This window comes from Rubellimicrobium rubrum (genome assembly GCF_006152115.1).
GTDB classification, from domain to species: domain Bacteria; phylum Pseudomonadota; class Alphaproteobacteria; order Rhodobacterales; family Rhodobacteraceae; genus Rubellimicrobium; species Rubellimicrobium rubrum.
Genome location: NZ_VDFU01000011.1, coordinates 21232 through 32204, shown reverse-complemented (window position 1 = coordinate 32204; position 10973 = coordinate 21232). Strand labels below are relative to the sequence as shown.

The following is a 10973-nucleotide window of genomic DNA, read 5'->3' as shown; positions in this document are numbered from 1 at the left end:
GGGGGGGGGGGGGGGGGGGGCGATGCCGCCGCTAATGGCGTCGCCACCTCGCCTTCCGCATGGGCGGCGATGCCGTGAAGGGTCTTGCTGCTGCGCATCGGGAGCTTCTGTGTTGACGGTCAGGCAGACGGGCCTTGACCAGCTTTCTCCCCGCCTGAGAGTTCGCTTTGGCGGCTTTGATCCTTGCGGCGCAGGGCGCGCGCGAGGCTGGCACCCAACAGCGCTCTTTGAGCTGCCGGCACCGGCAGAAGCGGGGCCAGACGGCCCCGCCCCCTCGTTGTCGGCTTACTGACCCAGCCAGGACTGGAACTGCGCATCGAGCTCGTCGCGGTGATCGGCCCACCAAGCATAGTTGAACAGGATGCTGTTCGTGGCGTTCTGCGGCGAGGTCGGCAGGTGCGGCGCCATGTCGATGCCCAACTCGGCATGGGTGGAGACCAGCGGCTGCGAGGAGGCGCGCATCGGACCGTAGGAGATGAACTTTGTCTGGTTGGCGAGATGCTGGGTATCGGTGGCAAAACGGAGGAAGTGCTTCACCCGGTTCAGCTGGTCCTCTGGCAGGCCTTCCGGGACCACGAAGCCGTCAATGTCGAGGACTTGGTAATCCCAAAGCATGGCGACCGGCTGCTTCTGCTCCTCGATCACCGAAAAGAGGCGGCCGTTGTAGGTGGAGCCCATCACCACCTCCTTGTCGGCAAGGAGCTGCGGCGTCTCGGCGCCGGCCGTCCACCAGATCACCTGGTCCTTGATGGTGCCAAGCTTGTCGAGGGCCATCTGCACGCCTTCGTCCGTTTCGAGCGTGTCGTAGACTTCCTCGACCGGCACACCCGAGCAGACCAGAGCCCATTCCAGGTTGCCGATGGGGCGTGCCTCCAGTGCGCGCATTCCCGGAAAGGTCTCAAGATCGAAAACGTCACAGATGTCGTCGGGCGTCTGACCATTCCACTCAGCGACGTCGGTGCGGTAGCCGAAGGTGGTCGAATAGGCGCTTGTCGGGATATGACAGTCGGAGACGACGTTCTCGCCAAAATCCTCAGTTGCCGGAGCGCCATCGGGCGAGGGCGCGAGCCACTCGTCGAAGGGGATCTCCATCGCCAGCCCTTCGTCGCAAAGCCGGATCGCGTCCGCGCCGAGCGCGTCGACGACATCCACTCCGATATTGCCAGCCTCTGACATGGCGCGGAGCTTTGCCACTGCTTCGCCAGAGCTTTCGTCGAAGGTCACATCGATCCCGGTCGCATCGATGTAGGGCTGGACGTAAGCCTTGAGCTGCATGTCCTGGTAGGCGCCGCCCCAGGACATGATCACCATGGAGTCCGAGCAGCCCTCGCAGGCCGGCAGCTCTGATTCCGCGTCCTGCGCTTGGGCCGGAGCGGCCATGGGCAGGAGCGCGAGCGCTGCCGATCCCATGAATTGCGTGATCCTCATAGTGTTCTCCCGGTTGGTTCTTCTGTTGTTGGCTGGCGCACATGGAGTGGACCGAGCGAATGTTACTTCGGCCCTGGTATGGGCGCCATGATCAGTCTGGCCGACAAGGCGGGCGTCTGCAGCCTGTCCGTAAGGGGATCGCTGAACAGACACTTCGGGCCGCATTGGCCGCCCCTCGGCAAATCAGGTAGAAAGCCGTCTCCCAAGAATGGCACGGTGATCCGCGGCTGGCTCCGGGGCAAGCAGCCCAGGCCGTCGGATCGCCAGCAGAAGGAACTGCGCCGGATGCACGACACAGGCGACGACGGCATCAGCGACTTGGCCGCGCTGTTCTCCGTGTCGCGGCCCACTGTGTATCGCACATTGCAGCGGCAGCCGGGCTCGACCTAGCGCCGGGCTCTACGCTTGGTCCTGTCCGACGAGGTTCGGGGACTGCCCCGAGCACCGCCTAGCTGCTTCCCGTTCAGGCATCCCGGCCCAAGGAGACCCGGCGCAGAGCCCTGGGCAGGTCATCGGCCGCGTAAGGCTTCTTCAGAAGCTCGAACCCGTGCTGCCCTTCCTCCGCCAGGACGTGGCTATAGCCCGAGGTGAGGATCACGGGCAGGTCGGGGTAGCGGCGGCGGACCTCTTCTCCGAGTTCGACGCCGCTCATTCCGCGCATCACAACGTCGGTTAAGACCACAGGAATATGGCCATCGTGTTCCTTGAGATAGGTCAGCGCTTCCTGGGCGTTGACGACCCCTTCGTGGTGATGAACGGCATCGACGATGCGCGCCAGGTGCTCGGGAGGGATCCCCGAGCCGGTGTCGGTCAGCGACAAGGCCATGAGCTTGCAGGTGCCGCCTGCAGCGGAGGAGGCGCGCGTCACGGTGTCCACGCGCATCGACCAGGGCTCGACAAAGTGGCTGCTGTGGTCGCGCACGGCATGGCGCTGGACAGCCATGACATTGGTCGTCTTCATGGCCAAGACGCGCTCGATCGAGGCGCTCAGGTTACGGACGCCATCCGTTTGCGGGTCGTCCGGATCGTCGGGACAGCCTTCGAAGTGCTTGCGCCCGAGGAGGCTCTCGCGCGTGCTTCCTATGACCCGGAGGCGGGCATCGTTGACGGCCTCGATGGTCCAGTCCGGCGCCGCCAGCACGAGAAGCGGGGTGGGTGCAGCTTCGAAGAGCGCCCGGATGTCGGCCGACAGTCCCGCCTGTCCGATGACCCGCTTCAGCCGGCGTTCGCTTTGCAGCCGGGCTCGCTTGGCGCGCACGCGGTCTGTGGCCTCGGTTGCTATGTTGAAGACACCCTCGACCTGCCCGCCCTCGCCGAGGGTGGGGCTGGCGGTGAAGCCGAACCAGCGATCCTCCAGCTTGCCATCCACGAACAGGGGGCAGGAGTGCGCCGTCCGAGGCCGACGCTGTGCCTGTGGCAAGGACGCCGCCGAGCATCGGTCCGACGGTGTCCCAGATCTCGGGAAGGACATCCTGCGCGGGACGCCCGAGCGCGCGCAGATGCTTGTCGCCGATGAGCCGCCGGAAGGCATCGTTGTGAAGCAGCAGGAGCTGCTCCCCCACTAGATCCCGAGCGGAGTGTGGGTGCCCAGGCAGATGCCGAGTGCGAAGCGCAGGCTTGGTGGCCAGGTCTCGATCGAGCCGAGGGGCGTGTCCCTCCAGTCGTGCGCGCGCATGACCGCGCCCATGTCGCCCCCATCAGAAAGGCCCGGTCCATCGGGGATCAGCCATGCCGGACGTCACGATCACGGCTCACTGGTATGCGTCCCTTCCGCCGGTCCCGCTGATGCTGCCTCCCAAGCACGCGCAGGGCCCAGCGGGCGACCCCGCTGGCATGCCGGTCTGGGCCGGACACGACCCGAGCGCGCATGAACCTGTCCAACTCCGGCCGTGAGGGAAACGTTGCGGGTCCGATAGGCAAGGCATCCCAGAGAGTTAACGGTCGCAGGCTGGTTGTCGAAGACTGCTGCCCCCACGCCCTCGGTTGGTCAGGTGCGCAGCACGCGAAGGTATCGCCGCGGAAACGCGAGCTTCACCAAAGCTGCGACGTCGGCCGCGAGCGTCTCGTGTCGGGTGGTGAGGGAGCGGTAACCCTTCAGCGATCCGACGCAGCATTCGGTTGCGTTGCGCCCGCGGTAGAAATCAGGGTCCAAGGGGCGCGGCCAGGGTTGCCCCACATTGCCGCTTTTGTGGAAGGGGGGCGAGACCCCTGCGCGCGAGGCCGAGGGCAGGGTGCTCGGGGTCGACGGGGGCACCTTCTACCCGCACATCTGCGGCCGAGCGGCTGGCCCCTGGGGAGGTGCGATGCACCAGAGGTCCAAGTCGTGAGCCCCGCCGTGTTCAGCTTGGGCGGCAGCCGGTCCGGAAGCCTGTCGAACAGCCCCTTGTGCCGCCACCAGCTGAAGCGCTCCCAGCTGGTCTGCCGGGGGCCATGGCGCTCGGGCAGGTCTCGCCACGGCGCACACGCCCAGAGCTTCCACATCAGCCCGCGGATCAGCTGCCCATGATCCCGCCAGCGACCGGCACCACGCAGACCGGCACGGGGCATGGGGTCCGCAATCAGCTCCGACTAGCGTCGCTGAGTTCGTGCTGCCGCATTCCGGACCTCTGCGGCGGTGACTCGTGCCAAGACAACTGCCCAGGGAACCTGGCGTTGCGGCGGCCGTCGGACAGGACCAGGTTCCGACAGGACCATGGCGCGGGCATCAGCGACCCGACTGATCCAGGGGCCGCGCCGGGGAGCAACTGCAACGCCACCCACACGATGCCTGAACCCAGGTTGACCAAGGTGAACCAAGTGGCACCCATGCCCATCGACCCCGTGAGGATCGGCACCATTGCCTTCACGCCAGGCACGAACCGACCAACGAGGATGCTCCTGGCGCCGTGGCGGGCGACGATGGCCTCGCCGCGCGTGAGCAGCAAGGCGCGGGCGCGGAACAGCAAGACCGATTGGACGCGCCCCTTCTACTGCCGCCCCGCTCAGTAGGAGAGGGCATCCGCCGCCGCGACGTCTGCCGCGGCCCTACAGATCGGCACGAAGGCCCCGATGATCAGGAGTGCCCCGCCGAAGCACGCCAGGAACACCACAAGGATAAAGAGAGAACCATGGCACCCGGTGCGTTGACGGGCGAGCTGAGGGTTTGGGTCATGCGGAGGCCCTGAAGGGTGGAAAGCGCAAGGTGACCCGGAGGCCCGGGCCCGCGTCCGCAAGGATCAGGTCGGCGCCGTGGAGGTCCGCCACCGCCTTGACGAGCGCGAGGCCGAGCCCCGTGCCGGGGGAGGTGCGGCTCTTCTCCAGGCGGTAAAGGCGGCGCAGGACGAGTTCCCTCTCGGCCGCCGGGATGCCTGGGCCCGTGTCGCGAAGCGTGGCTTGCGGGCAGTCGCCTTCCTGGGTCACGGTGCACTCGATCCGGGTGCCTGCGGGGCCGTGGCGGATGGCATTCTCCACGAGGTTGGCGAACAGCTGAACGAGAAGGTCGCGATCGCCGTGGATTGGAGCCGTGACCGACAAGGAAAGGCTCAGATTCTGTCCGGCCTCCTCGGCGACACCTTCGTAGGCCTCGACGATCCGGACCAATACCTCCCCGAGATCCAGCGGTGCGAACCGCGCCCGTCGGGCGCCGGCCTCGATCTCGGCGATGCGCAGGAGAGCGGCGAACGTGGCGTCGAGCGTGTCGCTTTCTTCCAAAGCGGCGTCGAGGTCCTCGGCGAGCCTCGAGCCCTCGGTCGCGCGCGCCGCGGCGGCCTCGATCCGAAACCTGAGGCGCCCGAGCGGCGTGCGTAGATCGTGGGCGATGTCGGTCGACACTTGCCGCATGCCTTCGACCACCCGTTCCAACCGGACAAGGGCCGAGTTGATCCCCTGAGCCAGACGGGCGAGGTCGCCACTGCCCCGAACGGCCATGCGTGCGGTGAGGTCGCCTTCCCCCACCCGGTCAAGCACCGATTCCATCCGCTCCATGCGCGCTTGAACGCCGGCAGCAATCAAGGCACCGCCTCCGAAAGCGACGATCAGGACAGCGACCGAAGCTCATCCGAGAGCGCCCAGGACGATCGCACCGATCTCGTGGAGGTCGGCGTCGGTGCTGCCCACGACAAGGAATCCCTCGCTCACCGGGCCTGCGTAGAGTCGAAAGGAGGAGCCTTCCGGCAGACCCAGATCCATGGCTGAACGGTTCGACCAGCCTGCCGTGCCCTGGAACGCCTGCAGATTCCCGGCAAGGGTCGCGCCCGAAGAGTCGGTCAGCAGGATCACCGTGGAAAGATCCGCAACGGCGGCGAGCTGCTCTTCGACGGCCGCCGCCAGTTCCTCAGGTCCATCGACGGCCTCGGTGGCGATAGTCCTCCAGGTTTGGAGGATGCGGCGGTCTGCCTGCGCCTCGAGATCCTGACGGATGAGGCCCCAGGCCACAGCGCCGGCGGCGGCAAAAGCGGCAATGAGAAGGAGCGCGAAGGCCAGCGCCAGTCGGACGGAGGTGCGACCCAAAAGATCAGCGGGGCGCATGGCTCGGGGAGGCAGGACCGGATGAGGCACGGAGCACGTAGCCCGCCGACTTCACCGTGTGGAGGAGGGGCTGCCCGAAAGGCCGGTCGATCTTGGCGCGCAAGCGGCTCACATGGGTTTCGACCACGCTGGTCTTGGGGTCGAAGTTGAAGTCCCAGACCCGTTCCAGGAGCATCGTGCGCGTGACCACACGGCCCTCGTTGCGCATCAGGACTTCCAGAAGGGTGAATTCCTTGGGCAGGAGGTTGATCAGGGTGCCACCGCGACGCGCCGTGCGCGCCAGAAGGTCGAGTTCCAGGTCGGCAACGCGCAGGGCCGTCGTGGTCGCCACCGCCTGTGGTTGGCGAGCCAGGGCGTTTACGCGGGCGAGCAGCTCGCTGAAGGCGAAAGGCTTGGTCAGGTAGTCGTCGGCGCCCGCCTCCAGCCCCTCGACGCGATCCTCGACGCCGCCCACGGCCGTCAGGAACAGAACGGGCACCTTGCGGCCCGCCGCGCGCAGCGCCCGCACGAGCCTGAGCCCGTCCAGCCCTGGCAGCATCCGGTCCACCACGGCCACGTCGTAGACCTCGCGGGTGGCCTGGAAGAGCCCGTCCTGGCCGTCAGCCAGGACGTCGCAGACATGACCCACCTCGGCCAAGCCGCGTGACACGTAGGCGGCCGTGTCGTGGTCGTCCTCGACGAGCAGAATGCGCATGACGGCGGAGTCCTCGGGGCTGGGTGGTTCAGGGTCGCATAGGCGTCCCGGCGGGAAAAGGGGCGGGCCTGCCAGTGGCGGACCCGCCCGAGGTGCCTGACCATCTGGGGCGGCGGCCAGGGTGGACAGAAGTTTCAGGCCGCGCGGTCGAGCCGCACCTCATTGTCGCCGCGACTGGCCGCCGTCATGTAGAGGACGACCCCGGCGATGGTGGCCAGCATGTAGAGGACGACCCCGGCGATGGTGGCCAGGAAGATGACGCTCGTGACGACGGTCCCGAGCCCCAGGCCACCATACTCGGACGGCTGGGAGAGCAGGTCGCCGAACGAGGCGCCGAGCGGGCGCGTCAGGATGTAGGCCAGCCAGAACGCAAGGATGGCGTTCATCTCGAGGACGTAGTGGCAGAAGGCGATGGCGGCGATGGTCAGGCCGAACAGAAGACCGGTCGCCAGATAGCCGAGCCCGAACGTCTCGGCCACGAGGTCGCCTGCGGCGGTGCCGAGTGCGAAGGTGAAGAGAATGGCCAGCCAGTAGAACATCTCGCGCCGGTCCGTCGTGACGTAGTGGATCGACAGCGTGCGTTCCGAGCGCCACCAGGCCCAGAACGTCGCGGCCAATGCCACGGTGAAGGCCACGGTGGTGGCGGCGAGGCTGACCCCGAAGTTGTCCACAAGATTGTCGGTCACAAGAGTGCCGACGATCGAGATCAGCACCACGGCAAGCCAGTACCTCCAGGGTACGTAACGCTTGGCCTCGACTTGCGGGATCAGGGCGAGGCACAGCACGGCGGCCATGAAGAGCGAGGTCGCGGTTAGCCCCAGGCCAAGGTTGACGGCCAGGAAATCGGCCGCCGTCTCGCCCATGGTCACGGCCACGAGCTTGATGAGCCAGAAGTCCCAGGTCACGTGCGGCACGCGGTTGGAGGCCGAGTAGCGGGGGGTCATGTCGGGAAGGGCCGGCATCGCCGGCATGTCGAGAGTGGACATCGCAGTCTCCGATCAGAGGGTGGGGCGCGCCGACTCAGCGCGCTAGGATCGTCAGGGCCTTGGCGAAGAAGTCGTCGGCGCGGGCATCGTCGTCGGCGTTGCAGCGCTCCAGCCCCTTGGCCTGAAGGGCGTCCACCTGCGCCTGATCGGCGGGCACGAGGTCGAACCCTGCGGCACGTGCCGTGCGCAACGCACCCGCCATGTCCTCGCAGGGCAGGGCGCGGCCGTTCGCATCGGTGACAGCGACGGTGCCGTCCGGCCCGACCACCCCCACGGCGGCCACCGTTCCGCCTGCGCCAGGCGTGGGGTGGGCGAGCTCGGCCGACAGCGCGGCGAGGGTGGCGTCGACCTGAGCCCGGTCCGGCACGGATGCCCTGAGCGCGTCAAACGCCGCGTCGGCCGCGGCATCCACGTCGCCCCAGGCGGAGGGGTCCAACGGCCGCATCGTCCTCTCCGCATCGTCCCAAGCGGTTTCAAGGTCGGTGATCCGCGCTTCGGCGGCCGCCCAGTCGCCCTTGGCGGCGATGTCCTGTACATCGGCGACGATCGCCTGGAGACCCGAAAGGTCGCCCAGGGGAGCCGCAGCGACTGCCGGTGCCGCAGCCTGCGCTCGGGACTGTGTCCAGAGCGCGCCGATCCCAGCCGCCCCAAACATCACCGCGCCCGTCAAGAGTAGCTTCCGCATGGTCCCGTCTCTTTGCCAACCGGCCCAGATGGGGCCGCCATCAGGAGGCCTCATGGTGCCTGCGCACGCCTCCGCTGGGCCCGGCTTAGGGCAAATGGTCAGGCGATGGCCTGTCGGCCGACTTACAACGGTGTAAGACGGGCAACGGTGTAAGGCGGGCGCCGCGTCCGTCGCGCTCAGCCCATGAGCCTCACCATGGGGGCGCCGACGTTCATGAGACTCGCGGCCAGATGGGGACCGCCCCCTCCACTTCGAAGCCACGCCCCCTCGCTCGCGGACGTGGTCGGCGTCCCCGAAGGGGCCGGGCAAGGTTGGGCGGTGGGTGCGGAACTCAGCGCCGTGATCGCGGTCGAGGCGCGCGGGTCCGCGCCCCGAAGGCCGGGTGCGACCACGAGAACGGGATCCCGATCCTCGAGACCCTGGGGATGGGGGCCGACCGCATGGTGATCCGGGCTCCTGGTGGATGCTGGGACCGGCCAGGTCACGCCCAGGGACACGGCGGCGGGGACGAGAACGGCGAGAAGGGCGAACAAGGGGACAAGGGGAAGGAAGCGGGTGAGTGATCCCATCTTGAGGAGCGCCCGGCAGAGTGATGCGCCGAGCCGCAACCGGATGAGGTCTTGCCACCCCTGCTGCCACGGTGCGAGGTCTGGCGCCGCTACAACAAGGATCACTCATGCGCGTGCTTCTGATCGAGGACGATCCGGGCCTGGGCGCCGCCCTCCGGGACCATGTGGCATCTGATGGGCACGCGGCGGACTGGTCGAGGACCCTGGCCGATGCAGCGCATGCGGCGCAGGCCATCCCCTACGACCTGATCCTGCTCGATCTCGCTCTCCCCGACGGGCAGGGGCTCGATCTCCTGAAAGCCTTGCGGCGCCGGGACGACCGAACGCCCGTCATTATCCTGACCGCCCGCGACCGCATCACGGAACGGATCGCGGGCCTCGACGCGGGGGCCGACGACTACCTCGTCAAGCCCTTCGATCTCATGGAACTGACAGCCCGCATCCGCGCGGTGGCGCGCCGCTACGCGGGCAACCCGAACCCCCGGCTGATGCTCGGGCCCTATGAGGTGGACGTCCCTGGTCGCGCCGTGATCGGACCGGCGGGCGACATCCGCCTCACCGCCCGCGAATGGGCGATTCTCGAGGCGCTGCTGCAACGGCCAAGGCAGATCGTCTCCAAGGCGGCCTTGGAAGAGCGCCTTTACGCCTTCGACAGCGAGGTCGAGAGCAATGCCATCGAGGTGCATATGAGCCGCCTCAGGAAGAAGCTGGGCTTCGACTTGATCGGGACGCGGCGTGGCCTTGGCTACCTTCTGGAGGCGGGGTGAGCGGCCCCCGAAGCCTGCGGCGGCGCCTGACCCGGGGCCTGGCCCTGGTGCTAGTGGGTTTCTGGCTCCTTGCGGTGCTCGTAGCCGGGATGGTTGCGCGTCACGAGATCTCGGAGGTGCTCGATGGGCATCTGGAGGACGCGGCGGCGCTGCTTCTACCGCTGGCGATCGAGCAGGCTGCCCGAGGCTCGGCAGCCACTAGCTCAGACGCCGGCACGGCCGAAGGACCGGCCTATGTCCTGCTAGATGCACACGGCCAAGTACGGCTGGCCTCACCGGGCGCGGATCCGGGTCTCTTCGCGGCGGCGCCCGACCAGGGCTTCGCCTCGACCTCCAGCCATCGCCTCTTCGCGCTGCGCGATCCTAAGGGCGCTGGCGTGCTGGTCGTGGCCGAGCCGCTCCAGGAGTACCGCGACGCGAGCCTGGAGACCGGGCGCGCCCTGCTTGGGCCGCTTCTCCTCCTGGTACCCGCGAGCCTTCTGGGCGTGCTCTGGATCCTGTCCCGCGCCCTGGCCCCGGTCGATCATCTCCGGCGGACGCTGGAGACGCGCGGCGGAACGGACCTCTCGCCCTTGGGGCTCACCGGTCTTCCGCGCGAGCTTGCGGTGATCGCGCAGGCAGCCGACGACCTGCTGGCCCGCCTACGCCGGACGCTCGAGGCCGAGCGGGCCTTCACCGCCGATGCCGCACACGAGTTGCGCACGCCGGTCGCAGCCGCCCTGGCGCAGGCGCAGCGCCTGAGCGCCGAGGCCCCGCCCGGACTCGTACGGACGCGGGCGGAGCAGGTCGAGGCGCAGCTCCGACGACTCGCGCGGCTGTCCGGCAAGCTTCTTGAACTCGCTCGGGCCGAAGGGGGAGGAATGCTGGCCGAGGTGCCCGCCGATCCCACGCCCGTGCTGCGGGCCGTCGTGGAGGAGTTTCGTCGAGCGGAGCCCGGGGTGCGGATCGTCCTGCGCCTGCCCCAAGCGAAGGTCCGGCCCTCGTCCCTCGATCCCGACGCGCTGGCCATCCTCGTCCGCAACCTCGTGGAGAATGCCTTGCGGCACGGCAAGCCCGGGGGCGAGGTTCTCGTCACCCTGGAGCCCGGAGGCACGCTTTCGGTCGCGAACGATGGGCCCGTCGTGCCCCCCGAGCGACTTGCCGGGCTGACCCGCCGGTTCGCGCGCGGGACGGGAGCAGGGGAGGGGTCGGGGCTGGGTCTGGCCATCGTCGGAGCCATCGCCCAGGGTGCCGACCTGCGGCTCGAGCTCCGCTCGCCGGCGCTGGGACGATCGAACGGCTTCGAGGCGCGCCTTTCCGCCTGATTGCTGGCCGTAAGGTTGCCGTCAGCTTCGCCGG

At 68.2% G+C, this 10973-nt stretch carries 12 protein-coding genes; 3 read left to right on the top strand and 9 right to left on the bottom strand.

What is annotated here, in order from left to right; all coding sequences use genetic code 11:
- Positions 1-285: 285 nt before the first annotated feature.
- Complete coding sequence (locus FHG66_RS11190; protein ID WP_139076843.1) at positions 286-1428, bottom strand: extracellular solute-binding protein; 1143 nt, start codon at positions 1426-1428, stop codon at positions 286-288.
- A 216-nt stretch (positions 1429-1644) separates the two neighbouring features.
- Between FHG66_RS11190 and FHG66_RS22260 the strand changes: the two genes are divergently transcribed.
- Positions 1645-1818, top strand: coding sequence for a helix-turn-helix domain-containing protein (locus FHG66_RS22260; RefSeq protein WP_246082563.1), 174 nt, complete (start codon positions 1645-1647; stop codon positions 1816-1818).
- A gap of 73 nt (positions 1819-1891) precedes the next feature.
- Here the strand turns inward: FHG66_RS22260 and FHG66_RS11180 are convergent, their stop codons facing one another.
- The 8 genes from FHG66_RS11180 to FHG66_RS11145 form a co-directional block, all read right to left on the bottom strand.
- Positions 1892-2848, bottom strand: coding sequence for a response regulator (locus FHG66_RS11180; protein ID WP_218013829.1), 957 nt, complete (start codon positions 2846-2848; stop codon positions 1892-1894).
- A gap of 674 nt (positions 2849-3522) precedes the next feature.
- Complete coding sequence (locus FHG66_RS22895; RefSeq protein WP_425471729.1) at positions 3523-3987, bottom strand: transposase; 465 nt, start codon at positions 3985-3987, stop codon at positions 3523-3525.
- A gap of 588 nt (positions 3988-4575) precedes the next feature.
- The gene (locus FHG66_RS11170) at positions 4576-5418 is read right to left on the bottom strand and encodes a sensor histidine kinase (protein WP_176556214.1); all 843 of its coding nucleotides are present in this window, start codon (positions 5416-5418) and stop codon (positions 4576-4578) included.
- A gap of 42 nt (positions 5419-5460) precedes the next feature.
- Positions 5461-5934, bottom strand: coding sequence for a hypothetical protein (locus FHG66_RS11165; protein WP_139076838.1), 474 nt, complete (start codon positions 5932-5934; stop codon positions 5461-5463).
- Complete coding sequence (locus FHG66_RS11160) at positions 5921-6628, bottom strand: response regulator (RefSeq protein ID WP_139076837.1); 708 nt, start codon at positions 6626-6628, stop codon at positions 5921-5923. Before FHG66_RS11160 ends, FHG66_RS11165 begins: the two co-directional genes overlap by 14 nt.
- Positions 6629-6762: 134 nt before the next feature.
- Complete coding sequence (locus tag FHG66_RS11155) at positions 6763-7614, bottom strand: COG4705 family protein (protein ID WP_218013828.1); 852 nt, start codon at positions 7612-7614, stop codon at positions 6763-6765.
- A 34-nt stretch (positions 7615-7648) separates the two neighbouring features.
- Positions 7649-8299, bottom strand: coding sequence for a hypothetical protein (locus FHG66_RS21570; RefSeq protein WP_176556213.1), 651 nt, complete (start codon positions 8297-8299; stop codon positions 7649-7651).
- Between the two features lie 176 nt (positions 8300-8475).
- On the bottom strand, positions 8476-8868 hold the full coding sequence (locus tag FHG66_RS11145) for a hypothetical protein (RefSeq protein WP_139076836.1): 393 nt from the start codon (positions 8866-8868) through the stop codon (positions 8476-8478).
- A 107-nt stretch (positions 8869-8975) separates the two neighbouring features.
- Between FHG66_RS11145 and FHG66_RS11140 the strand changes: the two genes are divergently transcribed.
- Both FHG66_RS11140 and FHG66_RS11135 read left to right on the top strand, forming a co-directional pair.
- Positions 8976-9635, top strand: a complete 660-nt coding sequence (locus FHG66_RS11140; protein WP_139076835.1) for a response regulator transcription factor — start codon at positions 8976-8978, stop codon at positions 9633-9635.
- Positions 9632-10939 (top strand): sensor histidine kinase, encoded by a 1308-nt coding sequence (locus FHG66_RS11135; RefSeq protein WP_218013827.1) that lies wholly within the window; start codon positions 9632-9634, stop codon positions 10937-10939. Before FHG66_RS11140 ends, FHG66_RS11135 begins: the two co-directional genes overlap by 4 nt.
- Positions 10940-10973 lie beyond the last annotated feature (34 nt).

What these genes read in the sequence shown, in the direction of transcription:
- FHG66_RS11190 (WP_139076843.1), bottom strand. Translation starts at nt 1,428, where the DNA reads ATGAGGATCACGCAATTCATGGGATCGGCAGCGCTCGCGCTCCTGCCC.
- FHG66_RS11165 (WP_139076838.1), bottom strand. Translation starts at nt 5,934, where the DNA reads ATGCGCCCCGCTGATCTTTTGGGTCGCACCTCCGTCCGACTGGCGCTG.
- FHG66_RS11160 (WP_139076837.1), bottom strand. Translation starts at nt 6,628, where the DNA reads ATGCGCATTCTGCTCGTCGAGGACGACCACGACACGGCCGCCTACGTG.
- FHG66_RS11155 (WP_218013828.1), bottom strand. Translation starts at nt 7,614, where the DNA reads ATGTCCACTCTCGACATGCCGGCGATGCCGGCCCTTCCCGACATGACC.
- FHG66_RS21570 (WP_176556213.1), bottom strand. Translation starts at nt 8,299, where the DNA reads ATGCGGAAGCTACTCTTGACGGGCGCGGTGATGTTTGGGGCGGCTGGG.
- FHG66_RS11145 (WP_139076836.1), bottom strand. Translation starts at nt 8,868, where the DNA reads ATGGGATCACTCACCCGCTTCCTTCCCCTTGTCCCCTTGTTCGCCCTT.
- FHG66_RS11140 (WP_139076835.1), top strand. Translation starts at nt 8,976, where the DNA reads ATGCGCGTGCTTCTGATCGAGGACGATCCGGGCCTGGGCGCCGCCCTC.